The 16,465-nt window shown below is 60.2% G+C and carries 19 protein-coding genes; 7 read left to right on the top strand and 12 right to left on the bottom strand.

What is annotated here, in order from left to right; translation table 11 throughout:
- Positions 1 to 32 precede the first annotated feature (32 nt).
- On the bottom strand, positions 33 to 1,334 hold the full coding sequence (locus ABWU19_RS00950) for an NAD(P)-dependent oxidoreductase (protein WP_435899926.1): 1,302 nt from the start codon (positions 1,332 to 1,334) through the stop codon (positions 33 to 35).
- Positions 1,335 to 1,635: 301 nt separating this feature from the next.
- On the opposite strand from ABWU19_RS00950, the gene ABWU19_RS00945 reads away from it, so the two are divergent.
- The 3 genes from ABWU19_RS00945 to lon all read left to right on the top strand — a co-directional run bounded on the left by ABWU19_RS00945 (position 1,636) and on the right by lon (position 4,665).
- The gene (locus ABWU19_RS00945; protein WP_435899925.1) at positions 1,636 to 1,758 is read left to right on the top strand and encodes a hypothetical protein; all 123 of its coding nucleotides are present in this window, start codon (positions 1,636 to 1,638) and stop codon (positions 1,756 to 1,758) included.
- A gap of 111 nt (positions 1,759 to 1,869) precedes the next feature.
- Positions 1,870 to 2,085, top strand: a complete 216-nt coding sequence (locus tag ABWU19_RS00940) for a hypothetical protein (RefSeq protein WP_435899924.1) — start codon at positions 1,870 to 1,872, stop codon at positions 2,083 to 2,085.
- A 198-nt stretch (positions 2,086 to 2,283) separates the two neighbouring features.
- Positions 2,284 to 4,665 carry an endopeptidase La gene (lon, locus tag ABWU19_RS00935; RefSeq protein ID WP_435899923.1) on the top strand — a complete coding sequence of 794 codons (2,382 nt, stop codon included), beginning with the start codon at positions 2,284 to 2,286 and terminating at the stop codon, positions 4,663 to 4,665.
- Positions 4,666 to 4,711: 46 nt separating this feature from the next.
- Here lon and ABWU19_RS00930 read toward each other — a convergent pair whose 3' ends face one another.
- From ABWU19_RS00930 to ABWU19_RS00915, 4 genes are all read right to left on the bottom strand, one after another.
- Positions 4,712 to 4,987 (bottom strand): hypothetical protein, encoded by a 276-nt coding sequence (locus ABWU19_RS00930; RefSeq protein WP_435899922.1) that lies wholly within the window; start codon positions 4,985 to 4,987, stop codon positions 4,712 to 4,714.
- 115 nt (positions 4,988 to 5,102) lie between these two features.
- Positions 5,103 to 6,461, bottom strand: coding sequence for an NAD(P)(+) transhydrogenase (Re/Si-specific) subunit beta (locus ABWU19_RS00925; protein ID WP_435899921.1), 1,359 nt, complete (start codon positions 6,459 to 6,461; stop codon positions 5,103 to 5,105).
- Between the two features lie 62 nt (positions 6,462 to 6,523).
- A complete protein-coding gene (locus ABWU19_RS00920; protein ID WP_013014151.1) occupies positions 6,524 to 6,817 on the bottom strand; it encodes an NAD(P) transhydrogenase subunit alpha in 294 nt (97 codons plus the stop codon).
- Positions 6,817 to 7,944, bottom strand: a complete 1,128-nt coding sequence (locus tag ABWU19_RS00915) for a Re/Si-specific NAD(P)(+) transhydrogenase subunit alpha (RefSeq protein ID WP_435899920.1) — start codon at positions 7,942 to 7,944, stop codon at positions 6,817 to 6,819. Before ABWU19_RS00915 ends, ABWU19_RS00920 begins: the two co-directional genes overlap by 1 nt.
- Before the next feature lie 154 nt (positions 7,945 to 8,098).
- Here ABWU19_RS00915 and ABWU19_RS00910 point away from each other — a divergent pair, with 154 nt between their 5' ends.
- Both ABWU19_RS00910 and ABWU19_RS00905 read left to right on the top strand, forming a co-directional pair.
- Complete coding sequence (locus ABWU19_RS00910) at positions 8,099 to 8,842, top strand: SDR family NAD(P)-dependent oxidoreductase (protein WP_435899919.1); 744 nt, start codon at positions 8,099 to 8,101, stop codon at positions 8,840 to 8,842.
- Positions 8,843 to 8,882: 40 nt separating this feature from the next.
- Complete coding sequence (locus ABWU19_RS00905) at positions 8,883 to 9,890, top strand: aldo/keto reductase (RefSeq protein ID WP_435899918.1); 1,008 nt, start codon at positions 8,883 to 8,885, stop codon at positions 9,888 to 9,890.
- A gap of 182 nt (positions 9,891 to 10,072) precedes the next feature.
- Here the strand turns inward: ABWU19_RS00905 and infC are convergent, their stop codons facing one another.
- Positions 10,073 to 10,633 carry a translation initiation factor IF-3 gene (infC, locus tag ABWU19_RS00900; protein WP_435899951.1) on the bottom strand — a complete coding sequence of 187 codons (561 nt, stop codon included), beginning with the start codon at positions 10,631 to 10,633 and terminating at the stop codon, positions 10,073 to 10,075.
- A gap of 163 nt (positions 10,634 to 10,796) precedes the next feature.
- Between infC and ABWU19_RS00895 the strand changes: the two genes are divergently transcribed.
- Positions 10,797 to 11,561, top strand: a complete 765-nt coding sequence (locus ABWU19_RS00895; protein WP_435899917.1) for an enoyl-CoA hydratase/isomerase family protein — start codon at positions 10,797 to 10,799, stop codon at positions 11,559 to 11,561.
- Here ABWU19_RS00895 and ABWU19_RS00890 read toward each other — a convergent pair.
- From ABWU19_RS00890 to ABWU19_RS00865, 6 genes are all read right to left on the bottom strand, one after another.
- Complete coding sequence (locus tag ABWU19_RS00890) at positions 11,558 to 11,953, bottom strand: DUF2089 domain-containing protein (RefSeq protein ID WP_435899916.1); 396 nt, start codon at positions 11,951 to 11,953, stop codon at positions 11,558 to 11,560. The two genes, ABWU19_RS00895 and ABWU19_RS00890, sit on opposite strands and share 4 nt — an antisense overlap.
- A 226-nt stretch (positions 11,954 to 12,179) precedes the next feature.
- On the bottom strand, positions 12,180 to 12,524 hold the full coding sequence (locus ABWU19_RS00885) for a hypothetical protein (protein WP_435899915.1): 345 nt from the start codon (positions 12,522 to 12,524) through the stop codon (positions 12,180 to 12,182).
- Between the two features lie 38 nt (positions 12,525 to 12,562).
- Positions 12,563 to 13,003: an SHOCT-like domain-containing protein gene (locus ABWU19_RS00880; RefSeq protein ID WP_435899914.1), complete on the bottom strand. Its 441-nt coding sequence runs from the start codon at positions 13,001 to 13,003 to the stop codon at positions 12,563 to 12,565.
- A 28-nt stretch (positions 13,004 to 13,031) separates the two neighbouring features.
- A complete protein-coding gene (locus tag ABWU19_RS00875) occupies positions 13,032 to 13,781 on the bottom strand; it encodes a hypothetical protein (protein ID WP_435899913.1) in 750 nt (249 codons plus the stop codon).
- Positions 13,782 to 13,817: 36 nt separating this feature from the next.
- A complete protein-coding gene (locus ABWU19_RS00870; RefSeq protein WP_435899912.1) occupies positions 13,818 to 13,961 on the bottom strand; it encodes a hypothetical protein in 144 nt (47 codons plus the stop codon).
- 133 nt (positions 13,962 to 14,094) lie between these two features.
- Positions 14,095 to 15,855, bottom strand: coding sequence for a M3 family oligoendopeptidase (locus tag ABWU19_RS00865; protein WP_435899911.1), 1,761 nt, complete (start codon positions 15,853 to 15,855; stop codon positions 14,095 to 14,097).
- 186 nt (positions 15,856 to 16,041) lie between these two features.
- On the opposite strand from ABWU19_RS00865, the gene ABWU19_RS00860 reads away from it, so the two are divergent.
- Complete coding sequence (locus ABWU19_RS00860; RefSeq protein ID WP_435899910.1) at positions 16,042 to 16,446, top strand: acyl-CoA thioesterase; 405 nt, start codon at positions 16,042 to 16,044, stop codon at positions 16,444 to 16,446.
- Positions 16,447 to 16,465 lie beyond the last annotated feature (19 nt).

The following is a 16,465-nucleotide window of genomic DNA, read 5'->3' as shown; positions in this document are numbered from 1 at the left end:
TCCTCTTTCCACTTTCCCCTTTCCACAGCCATTTACAGCTTGCGGTGTATCGCATGGGCTGCCAGCTTGCCGTCCTGCACGGCCATCACCGTGGAGGCCGAGCCTTTGGCGCGGATGCAGTCGCCACCTGCGTAAACTCCCGGCAGGCTGGTCTGGTAGTCCTGGTCTACCTTGATAAAGCCTTTCTCGGTCTCGAGGCCCAAGAGCTTCGCCACCGTAGGCTTCTCTTGCCCAATGGCTTTGACGATCTGGTCACAAGGCAGCACGAACTCCGATCCCGCCACGGGCACTGGGGCAGGCCGGCCCGTAGCGTCTGGCGCGCCCAGCTGCATCCGCACGCACTTCAAGCCGGTTACTTTACCGTCCTGAACCAGCACCTCTGTCGGCTGGGTGAGGAAGCGAAACTCAATTCCTTCTTTTTTAGCAAACTCAAACTCGTGGGGATAAGCGGTCATCTCTTTTTGGGTGCGACGGTAGACCATCGTCACGCGCTCGGCCCCCAGACGCTTGGCAATGGTGGCGCAGTCCACAGCGGTATTGCCTGCCCCTATCACCACCACCTCACGCCCCACCTGCAAAGCCCCTGGGTTCATCTTGGAGGTCTCGATATAGCCAAGGCCATCTACAATAAACTCCTCACCAGGAATGCCCAGCGGAGGCACTGCGCCCAGACCCACGCTCAGGAAAACCGCATCAAAGTTGTTGCGAACCTCTTCCCAGCTGAGGTTTTGCCCCAGCTCCATCTGGGTTTTTATCTCGACCCCAAGCCGTTTGACCATCTCGGCCTCGGCCAGGGCCACTTCCACCGGTTCGCGCAGCACAATAATGCCATAGGTAGAAAGGCCATTAGGCAATTCACGCTTCTCAAACACCGTTACGCTGTGGCCAAGTTTGGCAAGCTCTCCAGCACAGGTCAGGCCCGCTGGCCCAGCCCCGACTACCGCAACCTTTTTACCAGTAGGCGCACCAGGCTTAAACACATCTATGCCCCGCTGGTAAACGTAGTCGGTGGCGTAGCGCTGCAACCGCCCGATCATGATGGGTTTATGCTCGGCCCCCAGTACGCAGGCCCCCTCGCATAGCTCTTCTACTGGACAAACCCGTGCACACGTAGCGCCCATCAGGTTGGACTCCAGAATCGTCCGGGCCGAGCCCACGAGGTTCCCTGTAGCGATTTTCTTGATGAAGCTGGGAATATCTATGTGGGTCGGGCAGGCCTGGGTACAGGGTGCGTCGTAGCAGTAGAGGCACCGGTGGGCCTCGACCACTGCTTCGTGATCGCTCAGGGGCGGATGGTACTCACTCAGCACTTCCTCGGGTTTGATAACCTGCACACTTCCTCCTTTGCCAGCCGCTTGTGGAAGTTGGCTTAAAAAGCCAAGAGACCTTCTCGGTGAGCGATTCACTAAGAAGGTTCGAGCCCTCGCGGGAGCCGATTTAACCCAAACAAGCTGGCTTTATTGAAAGCGAATATACGAAGAAAAGCAGGCCGTTGTCAAGCATCCAGGTCTTTCTGGGGGCTTCAGTAGGTCTGCCGATTCAGAAACCCTCGAGCCCGCTCGATTGTGTTATAAGTAAAACCCAATAGTCTCATTATGTATTGACTTAAATGGTTCTATGTTATAAACATATTACATGTCGCTGAAACGAACTTCATCCAAAAAAAGTCTGGTTCGGGAACTCCTGCTAGACATAGCAACCGGGGCCATTGCAGCCTTGCTGCTGGTGCTGTTCGCCCGGATGGTGCCTGCCTATTAAGGCACAGGGGCTGCCGTTCACAAAGGGCCTGCGGCTACCTCGATTCCAGCCTGTTGAGCAAATTGCGCACCAGGCTGAAAAGCGTAGCAAGCACCTGCGTAAAATCACAGCATGTACGAGACGCTCGAGGGTACGGTAGTCCACGCTCAGGTCGCTAATATTCACGGAGCAGTTTTTTACGATGTGGTTTTGCAAACCCCAGAGGGAAGGCGCCATTTACGCTTTCAGGACACCTTTTTGAACCCGCCCCCTAGGGAAGGCGAGCATCTACGGCTCGAACTCATTTTGGGCAACGTTAACGAAGTCAGGCGAATTGCAGCACCTTAGCGGTGCTGTGGGGGTAGCTGATGATGGGTTTCAGAAGCCAAGCTAAACCAACCTTGAGCAAAGAAGGCTCAAGTTCGCTAAGTGTAAGATTTGACCCTATCCCAGCACCATCTGCCTTTAGAATCTAAGGTGTATATCGCTCCCAGTACAGCCGCGAGAGCGACGAATCATGAGCAGAACATAGGAGATAGATACCATATGCGCTTAGAACTGCCGGTCATTCCACTGCGAAACACCGTTATCCTTCCCCACACCACCACCCCGGTGGATGTGGGCCGCGCGAAGAGCAAGCGCGCAGTCGAAGAAGCAATGGGGGCCGACCGGTTGATCTTCCTGGTAGCACAGCGCGACCCGGAGGTTGACGACCCCACCCCCGATGACCTTTATGTCTGGGGTGTACAGGCCGTGGTGAAGCAGGCCATGCGCCTGCCCGATGGCACCTTGCAGGTGATGGTGGAAGCCCGGGCCCGGGCCGAAGTCAAGGACTATATCCCAGGCCCCTACCTGCGGGCCCGCGGCGAGGTGTTCACGGAAACTTTTCCTGCCGACGATACGGTCGTGCGGGTTTTGCTTGAAGAACTCAAGGATTCTTTCGATAAATACGTGGCAAGCCACAAATCGCTGCGGCTCGACCGCTACCAGCTAGAAGCGGTCAAGGGGACCAGCGATCCGGCCATGCTGGCCGACACCATCGCCTATCACGCCACCTGGACGGTGGCCGAGAAGCAGGAAATCCTCGAGCTCACCGACCTCGAGGCCCGGCTCAAAAAGGTGCTGGAGTTCCTTAGCCGCGACCTCGAGCGCTTCGAGCTGGACAAGCGCGTGGCCCAGCGGGTTAAAGACCAGATGGACACCAACCAGCGCGAATACTATCTGCGCGAGCAGATGAAGGCCATCCAGAAAGAGCTTGGCGGCGAGGATGGCCTGGGTGACCTCGAGGCGCTGCGCAAGAAAATCGAGGAGGTGGGCATGCCCGAGACGGTCAAGACCAAAGCCCTCAAAGAGCTTGACCGGCTCGAGCGTATGCAGCAGGGCAGCCCCGAGGCCACCGTGGCCCGCACCTACCTGGATTGGCTGACCGAGGTGCCCTGGAGCAAAGCAGACCCCGAGGTGCTGGACATCGCCCACACCCGCCAGATTCTGGATGAGGATCACTACGGCCTGAAGGACGTCAAGGAGCGCATTCTGGAATACCTGGCGGTGCGGCAGCTCACGCAGGGGCTGGATGTGCGCAACAAAGCACCCATCCTGGTACTGGTAGGGCCGCCGGGCGTGGGCAAGACCTCTTTGGGCCGCTCCATTGCCCGTAGCATGAACCGCAAGTTCCATCGCATCAGCCTGGGTGGTGTGCGCGACGAGGCCGAAATTCGCGGCCACCGCCGTACCTACATCGGGGCCATGCCGGGCAAGCTGATCCACGCCATGAAGCAGGTGGGGGTGGTAAACCCCGTCATCCTGCTGGACGAGATCGACAAGATGAGCTCGGACTGGCGCGGCGACCCTGCAAGCGCCATGCTGGAGGTGCTGGACCCCGAGCAAAACAACTCCTTCACCGACCACTACCTCGATGTCCCCTACGACCTCTCCAAGGTGTTCTTCATCACCACCGCCAACACCCTGCAAACCATCCCCCGACCCTTGCTCGACCGCATGGAGGTCATCGAGATTCCGGGCTACACCAACATGGAGAAGCAGGCCATTGCCCGGCAATACCTGTGGCCCAAACAGGTCAAGGAATCGGGCATGGAAGGCAAAATAGAGGTTACCGACGCCGCTATTCTGCGGGTGATCTCCGAGTACACCCGCGAGGCCGGTGTACGGGGCCTCGAGCGCGAACTGGGCAAAATTGCCCGCAAGGGGGCCAAGTTCTGGCTCGAGGGGGCCTGGGAGGGGCTCCGCACCATCGATGTCCCGGACGTACCCACCTATCTGGGCATACCCCGCTTCCGCCCCGACAAAGCCGAGACCGAGCCCCAGGTCGGTACGGCCCAGGGTCTGGCCTGGACGCCGGTGGGCGGTACCCTGCTGACCATCGAGGTCGCCGCTGTGCCGGGCAGTGGCAAGCTGAGCCTTACAGGTCAGCTGGGCGAGGTGATGAAGGAGTCGGCCCAGGCCGCCCTGACCTATCTGCGGGCCCACACCCAGGAGTACGGCCTACCGGAAGACTTCCACAACAAAGTAGACCTTCACGTACACGTACCCGACGGCGCCACCCCCAAGGACGGCCCCAGCGCGGGCATCACCATGGCTACCGCCATCGCCAGTGCCCTTAGCCGCCGTCCAGCCCGCATGGACATCGCCATGACCGGTGAGGTTAGCCTGCGCGGCAAGGTAATGCCCATTGGCGGCGTGAAGGAAAAACTGCTGGCCGCCCACCAGGCCGGTATCCACAAGGTTGTGCTGCCCAAGGACAACGAACCCCAGCTCGAGGATCTGCCCAGAGAAGTGCTGGAAGGGCTGGAAATCAAGCTGGTTGGGGATGTGGGCGAGGTGCTGGAGTACCTCCTGTTGCCCGAGCCAGCCATGCCCCCCGTGGTGCAGCCCGGCGAAAACCGTCAGCAACCCGGTGCCGGTGCCTGACCCAGCCCAGCAAGCCATTGAGCCCCCATTATGGGGGCTTTCCCCGTTATTCGTGAGTGTCCCGCAAGGCTTTCCAGAAACGCTCCTGTAGCTGTGGCTCCACCAACAGCCCACTCCCCCGCTTGCGGCGTACCCGGGGCCGCCCGTGTAAACCCTGTTCGGCCAACACCAGGGCCACCTCTTCCAGTGCCCGGCCCAGATCGTGCGTGGGCCGGTAAAAGATTTCACGCCGAAGTTTTCCCAGGGCATCAAAATACTCCACCTGCACCACCGCCCGGCCCTGCTCGAGCCACACCAGCACCTGATCCAGCCTTGCTTCCACCTCTTTAGATTACGCCAGAGGGGCCAGCTATTTGCCAGCCGGTGCTGTATTGCTAAAAAAATAAGCGCAGCTATTTGGCGCTGCGCTTATTGCACGACCGGCTCGCTAAGGAAGGCTAAAGCTTCTTGAGGGACTGAACCAGTTGCCCCAGTACGTTTTGAGCATCGCCGTAGAGCATCCGGGTGTTATCGGCGTAGAACAGCTCGTTTTCTACCCCCGCGAAACCTTTGCCCTGACCGCGCTTAATCACGATGGCGTTCCTGGCCCTGTCCACCTCTAATATCGGCATGCCGTACAGCGGCGAGCCCTTGCGCCGGGCGGCAGGGTTGACCACGTCGTTGGCACCGATGACCACTGCCACATCGGCTTGGGGGAACTCGGGGTTGATGTCTTCCAGGTCGTAGAGCTTCTCGTAGGCTACCCCGGCCTCGGCCAGCAACACGTTCATGTGGCCGGGCATACGGCCTGCCACCGGGTGAATGGCAAACTTGACCTCGATACCTTTGGCCTCGAGCACATCCGTCAGCTCACGCAGCTTGTGCTGGGCCTGGGCCACCGCCATGCCGTAGCCTGGCACAAAAATCACCTTGGAGGCATAGGCCAGCATGACCGCGGCGTCCTCGAGGTCAATCGGCTTGAGGCTGCCCTTAACCTCGCCGCTATCCTGCTCCACACCAAAACCACCCATCAGCACGCTCCATAGGCTGCGGTTCATGGCCTTGGCCATCAGCAGGGTGAGCAGGGTACCGGCGGCCCCCACCACTGTACCGGCCACGATGAGGGCAGCATTACCGATAGCAAAGCCTTCAAAGCCCACCGCCAGCCCGGTAAAGGCGTTGTAGAGTGAGATCACCACTGGCATATCACCCCCGCCAATCGGCAGGGTCATGAGCACCCCAAAACCCAAGGCCAGCAGGAAGAACACCAGAATCAAGGGCCCCGACTGGGTGAGGAGCACCATTATGGCCAGCACCAAAGCCCCTACCCCCACCGCAGCATTGACCAGCTTCTGGGCAGGGAACTGGATAGGCCGGCTCGACATCAGGCCCTGGAGTTTGGCAAAAGCAATCAGGCTGCCGGTGAAGGAAACCGAGCCTATAAGCGCACCCAGGATGGCCAGGAACTTGAGCCCCTGCGCTTCGCTAAACTCTCCCCGCAGAAGCTCCACGGCCGCAATAGCCCCGGCAGCCCCACCCCCCATGCCGTTGTAGATGGCTACCATCTGGGGCATATCGGTCATCTGTACCCGCTTGGCGGCAATCCAGGCCACCACCGTACCGAGGATGACCGCCAGAATCATCAGACCCTGGTTGTGCAGGCCAGGGACAAAAAAGGTAACCAGGGTAGCCGCGACCATCGCCACCCCAGCCCAGATCACCCCGCTTCGGGCCGTATTGGGCGAGGACATGCGCTTTAGGCCCAGGATGAAAAGGAAGGCCGTAACAAAGTAAACAAGCTCGACGAAGTTCTCCATAACTGCGGATCGCAAAAGCAGATAGCCAAGTAGCCCTAGAGCTGCTGGCTGCCTGTCTTAAGCTACTGACCCCCCTTCGGCTTCCGCTCAAACATTTCCAGCATCCGCTCGGTTACGGCATAGCCCCCAGCGGCATTGGCCGCGCCCAGAATCACCCCAAAAAAGCCAATGGCCTGTTCCAAGGGCGTTTCGGCATGGCCCAGCACCACCATAGCCCCCACCACCACAATGCCGTGGATGAAGTTGGAGCCGGACATCAGGGGGGTATGCAAAATAACCGGCACCCGGCTTATCACTTCGTATCCGGTAAAAGCCGCCAACAAAAAGATATACAGCGCAGCCCAGGTTGAGTCCATCAAGCACCTCCTACCAGCGCCCGGGTGGGCGCATGGGCAATCTCGCCTTGGTGGGTCAGAAGAGCCCCTGCCAGAATTTCGTCGCTCCAGTCGGGCGCAAGCTGCCCATCTTTAATGAGCAGCTTGGATAGGTTATAGAGGTTTTTGGCGTACATCTCGCTGGCGTGCACCGAGAGCGCACTGGGCAGGTTCAAAGGCCCCACCACCTTGACCCCACCGACCTCGAGGGTCTGTCCGGGCTGGGTTAGCTCGCAGTTGCCACCGGACTCGGCGGCCAGATCCACAATAACTGCGCCAGGGTTCATGCGCTCCACCATGTCTTTGGTGATGAGGATGGGCGCTTTGCGGCCCGGAATCTGGGCGGTGGTGATCACCGCGTCCATGCTGCCCACTTCTTTGGCCAGGGCCTCGTGCTGAATTTTCTTTTCTTCTTCGGTCAGCTCGCGGGCATAGCCCCCTTCGCCCTCGGCGCTGATGGGCAGCTCGATCACCTTAGCCCCCAGCGAAAGGGCCTGCTCGGCAGCGGCTTTGCGCACGTCGTAGGCCCAGACGTTGGCCCCCAGGCGGCGTGTGGTGGCGATGGCCTGCAAACCCGCCACCCCCACGCCCATCACCATTACCTTGGCCGGGCGAATGGTACCGGCGGCAGTGGTGAGCATGGGGAAAAACCGGCTGCTCTCGCGGGCCGCAATCAGGGCCGCCACATACCCAGCCACGGTGGCCTGGGAAGACAGCACGTCCATGCTCTGGGCACGGGTAATGCGGGGCACCAGCTCCATGGCCAGGGCGGAAATCTTGCCTGTAGCCATGGCCTGCACCCGCGACGGGTTGCGGTGGGGGTACATCAGGCCCGCCACAATGGTACCGGGCTCGAGCTGGGCCAGGTCGGGCTCTTCCAGGGGCTGCACAGTAAGCACCACCTGTGCACCTTTGAAAAGCTGGTCTCTAGTAACCACGTCTGCCCCAGCATTGCGGTAAGCGTCGTCACTGTAGAAGGCCTGGGCGCCTGCGCCCGTCTCGAGGCGTACAGCCCAGCCTTCCTTGATCAGACGGCCTACCACCTCTGGCGTAAGCGCCACCCGGCGTTCGCCCGGGGCGGTCTCTTTGGGAACTGCGATTAAAACCATTGAACCTCCTATAAAAAACGTGCCGCAGCGTTGGTATACCTTCTCCGCAGGGAAGTATACCAGTGTGTGAATAGAGAGCAACGTCCCGACCCAAAGCATTGACCTCGGTTTCCCGCGCTGGATACAATCGCTTCTGTTCAGATAAGGAGCGCTTGTGGATTTCCAGGGAAAAGTGGTGATCGTGACCGGGGGCGCTTCGGGCATGGGGGAGGCTTCCGCCCGGGAGTTCGCCAGAGCGGGGGCCAATGTGGTGATTGTGGATCGGAACCGGGCCTTAGCCCACCGCATCGCCGCCGAGCTAGGCGCAGAAGTGCAGGTTGGGGATGTGAGCGATTCGGCTTTTTGCAACGCGGTGGTGGCAGATACCCTGGCCCGGTACGGGCGGCTCGACGTGCTGGTCAATGCGGCGGGCATCATCGTGCGGGCCAGCGGCGAAGACACCAGCGACGAGCAGTGGCAGCGCATCATGGCCGTGAACGTTAGCGGCACCTTCTTTATGTGCCGGGCTGCCATCAAAGCCATGAAGCCCCAGGGGAGCGGCGCCATCGTCAACTTTGGCTCCATCTGGGGCGAGCTGGGGGCCGCCGGGGTGGCCGCCTACTGCGCCAGCAAGGGGGCGGTGCACAACCTTACCCGCGCGCTGGCCCTCGACCATGCCAGGGACGGCATCCGCATCAACGCGGTCTGCCCCGGCGAGGTCAACACCCCCATGCTCCAGTCCGAGCGCAAGGAACCCGTTACCCCCGAACTGCTGCAGCGCCTGGCCGATACCGTGCCGATGGGCCGCCTGGCCGACCCGCGCGAGATTGCCCAGGTGGTGCTGTTCCTGGCCTCGAGCAAGGCCAGCTACATGACCGGCTCGCTGGTGTTGGTAGACGCAGGGTTCGCAGCCCGCTGAGGCACCGGTCGGCCATATACCCATCTGAAGGGAGCACGCCATGGAGTACCGAAATCTGGGCCGAACCGGCGTCAAGGTTGCGCCTTTGGCTCTGGGAACCGACAACATCCTGAACCCCACCCCCGAAAAAGAAGCCCAAAAGATGATTTTGCGCGCCATAGAGGCCGGTATTAACCTGCTTGACACTTCCAATAGCTACATGCGGGGCGAGGCCGAGCGGGTGATCGGCCAGACCCTAAAAGAAAGTGGCCTGCGCGACCAGGTAATTGTGGCCACCAAAGCCCACTACCCCACCGGCCCCGGCCCCAACGACTGGGGGAACTCGAGGCTACACCTGATGCGGGCTTGTGAAGACTCGCTCAGACGCCTGCAGACCGACCACATCGACCTGTATCAGCTGCACCGCCCGGTTTTCGACATGCCCATCGACGAGACGCTCGCGGCCCTGACCGACCTGGTGCGCCAGGGCAAGGTGCGCTACATTGGCAGTTCCACCGCTCCGGCCTGGAAGGTGCTGGAGGGCATACTGGTGAGCGAGCTGAAGGGCTACGTGCGCTTTGTGTCCGAGCAGCCGCCCTACAATTTGCTGGATCGGCGCATCGAAAACGAGCTAATTCCCATGGCCCAGGCCTATGACCTGGCTGTTCTGCCCTGGTCGCCCCTGGCCATGGGGATGCTGGCCGGACGCTACGCCGACCAGGAGCTTCGCCCGGAAGGTTCCCGCGCCCGCCTGCGGGGCGGAATTTATGCCGAGCGGGTCTCTGCCCGGGCCGTGCAGATGGGCAACCGTTTTGTAAAACTGGCCCGCGAGGCCGGCTACGACCCCGCCCAGCTAGCCATCCTGTGGGTCAAGGATCAGCCGGGCATCACCGCCCCCATTCTTGGGCCTAAGAGCGTGGAACAGCTCGAGCACCTCCTCCCGGTGCTGGAGATGTCCTTACCTGAGGACATCCGGGCCGCCTGCGACGGGTTGGTGCCGCCAGGCAGCGCAGTAGCCAACTTTCACAACTCGGCCCCCTGGATGAAAATGCAGCTGGAGGTAGGTTGAGCCAGCCCAATTTGGAAACTCAGCAGGCCCCGAAGCCCTTCAGCGCCCCCGCAATAGCACAACGCCCGGCCATACATTGGCCGGGATTTTGAAACAAAAAGCGCACTTACCTCGTTTGATTCAATACTTTTACCTGAGGCGGGCAGCTTTGAGCTAAACTGTATAGAACGCTTAAGGCAGATTTACTGTGCTGGATTCGTAGAAGAGCCCACAGAAGCCGTAGCCGCCGAAGGCTTGGCACCGGGGGCCATGACCATGTTCATGTCCCGGCCCAGCATCTCTGGGCGCATTTCCACAAAGCCAACGCCTTCCAAATCTCTGGCAATGCGATCCAAAAGCTTGTAGCCCAGTTCCTGGTGGGCCATCTCACGCCCACGGAACATAATCGTGACCTTGACCTTGTGCCCTTCCTCAAGGAAGCGCCGGATGTGCCCAAGTTTGGTGTTGTAGTCGTGGGTCTCAATTTTGGGGCGGAGCTTCATGCTCTTGAGTTCGGTGCGCTTGGCTTTCTTGCGGGCCTCCTTCTCGGCTTGCTGCTGCTCGTAGCGCCACTTTCCGTAGTCGAGCAGCTTGGCGACTGGAGGAACCGCATTGGGCGAGACCAGAACCAGGTCATATTCGCGCTCTTTGGCCATGCGCAAGGCTTCGCGGGTATCCACTACCCCAACCTGTGTGCCGTTTTCGTCAATCAGGCGTACCTGACGCACTCGAATCCGCTCATTTACTGGAACGTCCTTGGTTATAAGTTCACCTCCGCAAGCAACAAACCCAGCTGAGTTGAGTTGCCCACATCCTCGAGTGTACACAAAAAGCGGGTTGCGCGGCAACGCTTGGGCGCCATGCGGGCTGCATAAGGTTCTGAAAAGCTCGGCGAAATGCCCTCTCCAACAGTAGCATAAAGACACCATGCTAACCACAACCGACCTACCAGGTATAAGGCTCCTAACCCTAAACGACCCCCAGCGGCGAAACCCGCTCTCCCCTGCCCTGGCCAAAGACCTGCTGGCTGCCCTGGATGCTGCCGAGCAAGACCCGGCCATCCGGGCGGTAGTACTAACCGGGGCAGGCCCTGCCTTTAGCGCCGGGGCCGACCTGGAATTTCTCAAGCAGGTTACCACTGCCGGCGCCGAAGCCAACTATGCCCACTCGCGCGAGCTAATGCGCCTATTTCACCGGGTTTACACCTTTCCCAAGCCCACCCTTGCTGCCGTTAATGGCCCCGCAGTAGCCGGTGGGGCCGGTCTGGCCACCGCCTGCGACCTGGTGGTTATGAGCGAGCAGGCCCAGATCGGTTACACCGAGGTAAAAATTGGCTTTGTAGCCGCTCTGGTAGGGGTAATTCTGGTGCGGGCAGTGGGCGAAAAACACGCCAAAGAACTGCTGCTTACAGGCAAGCTGGTCTCGGCCCTGGAGGCCTACCGCATGGGGCTAGTAAACAGGGTGGTGCCAGCCGAACAGGTGCTGGACGAAGCCCTGGCCCTGGCCCAGGAGGTCGCAACCAACGCCCCCACCTCGCTCTCGCTGACCAAAGAGCTGTTGAATGCCTTGCCGGGAATGGGCCTCGAGGACGGCTTTCGGCTGGCCTCCATTGCCAACGCCTGGGTGCGCGAGACCGGCGACCTGGCCGAGGGCATCGCCGCCTTCTTCGAAAAGCGCCCACCCCGGTTTTAGCGTTTTCTAAGGGCCTTCAGTTGCTCGGCAGCCTCTACCGCGCTAATCTGGCCTTGTTCCAAAGCGGCCAGGATGGCCTCTTTTTCCTGGGGGCTGGGCCCCTCGGGCATCTCCTGGTACTCGTAGCCCAGCACCTTGAGCAGGGCTTCGAAGCGGGCCCGGATGGTGGGATAGGACAACCCCAGGATCCGCTCCACCTCCTTTAGGTTGCCCCGCACCTTGATGTACAGGCGCAAAAACTCCAGGTGTTCGGGGGGCAACAGGGCAAACTCGTTGGGCTGAAACTCGCCGCGGATCTCGCTGTGGCAGGCAGGACAAAAAAGAGTTGTTACGCGCAGGCGCCCGTGGCAACCTTCCACCGGGCATTGGGTAGGCATGGGAAACACACTCATACACTCTCCATGAACCCCACCTGAAGCTTTTTGTTTAGGGTTAGGTCAAAGTCAACCGGATGCAAGAGCAGCTCCTGGCACAGCTTCAGGTGGGGGCCCCAACAAAGGAGACAAACCAAAGACATTTCTTACCAGGACACATATCGCGGTCGCCCCTATTTTCTTTGTAGCATCTTCCCTGAAGACCGCCCTAGGCAGTGGCCTTTAGCGTTCTGTCAGCTGGGGTTTACCATATACCCACCCTGATATAGACCTGCTGCGGGGCTTTGGCCTGAAAGGCCTTAGGCTTCACCTCTAGCTCCAGCAGTGCAAATGGGGGTAATTTGCGCAGCTGCCAGGTCTGGCCCCGCAGGGCCTTTAGGGCAGCAGCAACCTGGGGAGGATGGCCCTTTGAGTGGCGCAGGGCCTGGAGGCCTATGCTTAGAAAGAGCTCGAGCAGCACCAGTGGCGCGAATAAAACGATGGGTATGGGTATCGCCTGCACCCGCACCCACAGGTACACAAACCTTGGGCGAAGCAGGTGCAAGCCTCGCCAGCCTGGCGAAATAGCTACTTTAGACACTGCGGTCATTATATGCGCCTCCAAGCTGGGGGAAGCAAAGCCCACCCTCAGACCACCTCAATCAAGACCTTCATGGGGCCGGAGACTTTTGTCACCCCGTTTTTCTCGCTAGCCACCTCGTTGACCTCTATATCCACCAGGCGCCCTTCGGGCAGTTCGCCCTTGAGCATATCCAGAATGCCCGCCAGGTCGATGCCCTGGGCACTTAGCTGCTGCTTGGTCTCGGGGGGAATGAAGTTGGCGGCAAACTTGGCCAGAGCAGCCGGCAGGTTGACCTTGAGCTTAACCTCTTCACCATCCACCACGATGCGGAGCATCCTGGCGATGCCTCTGGGGGCAGTGGGGGTGCTGGCCACCGCATAGGCCAGGCCCGGGCCAGGGGCCGCCTGGGGCGTTCCCGATTCCATTGCTTCCAACAAGCGAATGGCCTCCTCTGCCGTTATCTTGCCTTCCTTGACCATATTCATAATGCGCTTCTTGTCTTCCATAAACACTCCTTTTAGAACTGGGCTAGGTTTACCGCGCGCGCACTTCCAGATTGCCCATGCGAAGCGCAACCTCGAGGCTGGCCTGGCCGTCTCCAAGCTGCCTAACCCCACTCGAGCCGTAGTCAAAGCCCCGGATTTCCTGGTTGCCCGTGCTCACGCTGGGGTTCAGCCGAACGCTGCTACCGGGCAGCAAGTCCAGTTCGGCGTTGCCCATCGAGACCCGCAGGCGGTGTGTGCCGTCGCGCAACAGGAGTGAGCCTTCGATGTTGCCCGCCGTTACCTCGAGGTCGAGCCCCTCTACCGCCCTTAGTTCGACGTTGCCCACAGCCACCCGGCCCCGTAAGAAGGCGATCCCCTCGGCCTCGATCTGGCCCGCCTTGCCATCCACCTCCAGACCCCAGCCAGGGGGCAGCCGCAGCTCCAGCGTGCCCGTCCGGCCCAGCAAACCATGCAAAAAGCCCTCAGCGAACCAGTTTGGCACAACCTCGAGGTCTTCCCCCAGTGGGCGCACTTCTGCTGAACCCTCAACCACCGGCCTCTTTAAGCCTGGGTCGAGCCTGGCCTCGAGCTGGCCTGCCATAAGCCGGACCCGCACCCAACGCAGCCCCTCTGGCTGCCCGTCCGCAGCCGCAGGAGCGGCATACTGCTCGCCCATGGTCTTTCTGGCCTCTTCAACTGCCGCCTCGCCCTCGTCGAGGGCCGAAAGCAGCAGATCGGCTTCCTGCTGGGTAATTTTGCCCGCCTGTAGCAGGGCCTGGATGCGTTCTTGCTCAGTCATGGGAACCTCCGTAGACAAACGAAACCAAATTGCTATCTAAGCTTTTTGCAGCCGGTGACCTTTTACCTGGGAGGGCTCGAGGGCCTCAGCCCAGGCCCTGAGTTGCCAGGCAATGCGATGTCGAAGGGCATGCCTGGGCAACTGCCGCTCCAACTCGGCCTCCTTACGATAGGTGTTCATTTTGTCGGCCACTAGCACGGCAAGCTCCACTGAATTGAAATGCCCAAACATAACTGCCCTCCTTGGTTATAAATATAAACCAAGGTTTTACATTTTGTCAATATCTGCTTTACATATCCAGAAGATTAGTTTTCTACATCTGCCCCAGCAGCGCCTGGAAGCGCGCTATTCGCTCAAGCAAGACCTCCATACCGCCCTGCCAGAATTCCTCCGACTCCAGATCAAAGCCAAAGCGGGCGGCCAGTTGCTCGGCTGGGTATTTGCCCACCGAGGCCAGCAGCGCGTCGTAGCGGACCACAAAACCTTGGCCCTCTTCCTGGTAGCGCCGGTACAGCGCCAGGCCAAACAAAAGCCCGAAAGCATAGGGAAAGTTGTAAAAGTTCGCGCCGTAGTAGTGGCCTTTCACGGCCCACATGTAGGGATGATAAGAGGCCAGGGCCTCGCCATAGGTGGCTTGCTGGGCCTCCAGCATTAGCTGGCAAAACTCGTCCGCCGAAAGCTCGCGCTCCCGCCGCCGGGCAAACACCGCCTGCTCGAACAGGAAGCGCGAGTGAATGTCGACAATCACCTGGGCAGCACTTTGCAGGCCTCCCTCGAGCACCCCCAGCTGGTCAGCCGGCGGCAGCACCTGCAAAGCCGCCTCACCCACCACCGTTTCGTTCATGATGGAAGCGGTCTCGGCCAGGGTCATGGGCTCCTGACGCAGCAGATGGGGCACCTCCCGCAAGCAGTAGTTGTGGTAGGCGTGGCCAAGCTCGTGGGCCAGGGTCGAGAGCGACTCGAAGCTGTCCTCGTGGTTGAGCAGGATGCGCGAGCGCCCCTGCCCTACCGGGGTGCAGTAGGCCCCGCCCACCTTGCCCTTACGGGGTGGCGCATCCATCCAGCGCTCGGCATAGGCCCGCTCGGCCAGGTCGGCAGCAGCAGGCGAGAAGCCCGATAGGTGCTCGACAATAAATTGCCGTCCTTCTTCCCAGCTCCACTTTTTGGGGCTTTGGCCGGGCAGTCCCACCGGGGCAAACAAATCCCACCAGTCCAGGCGCTCTTTCCCAAGCGCGCGGGCTTTGCTGACAAAGTAGCGCCGCCAGTGGGGAAAGCTCTGCACCATCACCTGCTGCAGCGCATCCAGGGTCTTTCGGCTGATGCGGTTTTCAAACAAAGCGGGAGCCAGGTCGTCTTCCCAGCCGCGCTTGCGGTTCAGGGTCGAGACCTCGCCTTTGTAGCCGTTCAGGGCTGCCGAAAGGGCAATTTCGTTGGCTTTCCAGGCCGCAAGCTCGGCCTCATAGGCGGCCTTTCGCACCGCCTCGTCGGGGTGCATGGCCAGGTTACGCACCGCCGAAATGGGCAATTCTTCCCCATTCAGCACCGCGACAATCTGGCTGCTGAGGTTGCCGTGGAGCTTGACCCAGGCTCGTCCACCTGAAAGCGAGAGTTCGGAGGCCAGCACTTCTTCTGCTTCCGACATCATGTGCTGGGAAAGCACTTTAGCTTCCTCGATTAGAATTTGGTAATCGCCTGCCTGCACCGCCTCGGCATCCAGGCGGGCCAACCAGCGCTGAAGACGGGGGCGTAGCTTCTGGTACTCGAGGTAGAGCAGCTCGAGCTCCGAGAGCTTGGCCTGGGCTAGGGCATCGGAGCTATCGGCATCTACCCGCATCAGCACGTAGGCATACAACGGCCCCAAAGTCTCACCAAAGGCGTTAAGCCTGGTAATCAGGGCCTCGAAGGTTCCTCGGTCGGCAGCCCCTTCCGACCCACAGTGGGTTCGGATAAAATCTTGCAAATCCCGCAGTTGGCTGGCAACCTGGCTCCAGGTAGACTGAAACTTTTCGGATTCAAAGCCCGGGAAAAGAGAGTCTATATCCCAGGTCGGAAGTTCGGCAGTGGCTTGGCTCATATGTACAAGTATAGGGACTGAGCTGAAGCCAGGATAGCGGTTGTCGAAAATGACCCACTGGGCTCACTTCTGCCGCTTAAAGCGGCCACAAAAACACCCGTTTTGTTCGCTGGGGTTCCCTGGGCTTTCTGCTGGCGTGGGCCGAAGATCGGTGGGGGTTCAAAGAAGCGCGATAAAATCCTGGGTATGCAGTTTCCGGTGCGCGTTCCCATCCAGGTGCGTTTTAGCGACCTTGACACCCTAAAGCACGTCAACAACGCAGTTTACCTGACCTACGACGAAGTGGCCCGGGGCCATTACCTGGGTCGGACAGGTGCCGCCATTGATGGCGGAAACTTTGTAATGGCCAGGGCCGAGGTAGATTACGTCCGGCCCATCCTGTTTGATGGCACGGTAGAAATTGCCATCCGGGTCGAAAAGGTGGGCAACTCGAGCTTCCGCACCTATAGCGAGACCTGGGCCAGCGGTGAACTGGCGGCCCGCATCAAGGTGGTGGTGGTCTGGCTCGAGGACGGCAAACCAGCCCGCATCCCCGATAGCCTGCGCGAGGCCATTCGGGCTCTGGAAGTCGAAGCGGTAGAAGGGTTGTGAGAGCGGTTCCCGCGAATGC

This window comes from Meiothermus cerbereus (assembly GCF_051297115.1).
In the GTDB taxonomy this organism is placed as follows: Bacteria; Deinococcota; Deinococci; order Deinococcales; family Thermaceae; genus Meiothermus; species Meiothermus cerbereus_A.
The sequence above is the reverse complement of the archived record's forward strand: the minus strand, read 5'-3'. Positions and strand labels throughout refer to the sequence as shown.

What these genes read in the sequence shown, in the direction of transcription:
- ABWU19_RS00945 (WP_435899925.1), top strand. Translation starts at nt 1,636, where the DNA reads ATGTCGCTGAAACGAACTTCATCCAAAAAAAGTCTGGTTCGGGAACTC.
- ABWU19_RS00940 (WP_435899924.1), top strand. Translation starts at nt 1,870, where the DNA reads ATGTACGAGACGCTCGAGGGTACGGTAGTCCACGCTCAGGTCGCTAAT.
- lon (WP_435899923.1), top strand. Translation starts at nt 2,284, where the DNA reads ATGCGCTTAGAACTGCCGGTCATTCCACTGCGAAACACCGTTATCCTT.
- ABWU19_RS00925 (WP_435899921.1), bottom strand. Translation starts at nt 6,461, where the DNA reads ATGGAGAACTTCGTCGAGCTTGTTTACTTTGTTACGGCCTTCCTTTTC.
- ABWU19_RS00920 (WP_013014151.1), bottom strand. Translation starts at nt 6,817, where the DNA reads ATGGACTCAACCTGGGCTGCGCTGTATATCTTTTTGTTGGCGGCTTTT.
- ABWU19_RS00915 (WP_435899920.1), bottom strand. Translation starts at nt 7,944, where the DNA reads ATGGTTTTAATCGCAGTTCCCAAAGAGACCGCCCCGGGCGAACGCCGG.
- ABWU19_RS00905 (WP_435899918.1), top strand. Translation starts at nt 8,883, where the DNA reads ATGGAGTACCGAAATCTGGGCCGAACCGGCGTCAAGGTTGCGCCTTTG.
- ABWU19_RS00895 (WP_435899917.1), top strand. Translation starts at nt 10,797, where the DNA reads ATGCTAACCACAACCGACCTACCAGGTATAAGGCTCCTAACCCTAAAC.
- ABWU19_RS00890 (WP_435899916.1), bottom strand. Translation starts at nt 11,953, where the DNA reads ATGAGTGTGTTTCCCATGCCTACCCAATGCCCGGTGGAAGGTTGCCAC.
- ABWU19_RS00885 (WP_435899915.1), bottom strand. Translation starts at nt 12,524, where the DNA reads ATGACCGCAGTGTCTAAAGTAGCTATTTCGCCAGGCTGGCGAGGCTTG.
- ABWU19_RS00880 (WP_435899914.1), bottom strand. Translation starts at nt 13,003, where the DNA reads ATGGAAGACAAGAAGCGCATTATGAATATGGTCAAGGAAGGCAAGATA.
- ABWU19_RS00875 (WP_435899913.1), bottom strand. Translation starts at nt 13,781, where the DNA reads ATGACTGAGCAAGAACGCATCCAGGCCCTGCTACAGGCGGGCAAAATT.
- ABWU19_RS00870 (WP_435899912.1), bottom strand. Translation starts at nt 13,961, where the DNA reads ATGAACACCTATCGTAAGGAGGCCGAGTTGGAGCGGCAGTTGCCCAGG.
- ABWU19_RS00865 (WP_435899911.1), bottom strand. Translation starts at nt 15,855, where the DNA reads ATGAGCCAAGCCACTGCCGAACTTCCGACCTGGGATATAGACTCTCTT.
- ABWU19_RS00860 (WP_435899910.1), top strand. Translation starts at nt 16,042, where the DNA reads ATGCAGTTTCCGGTGCGCGTTCCCATCCAGGTGCGTTTTAGCGACCTT.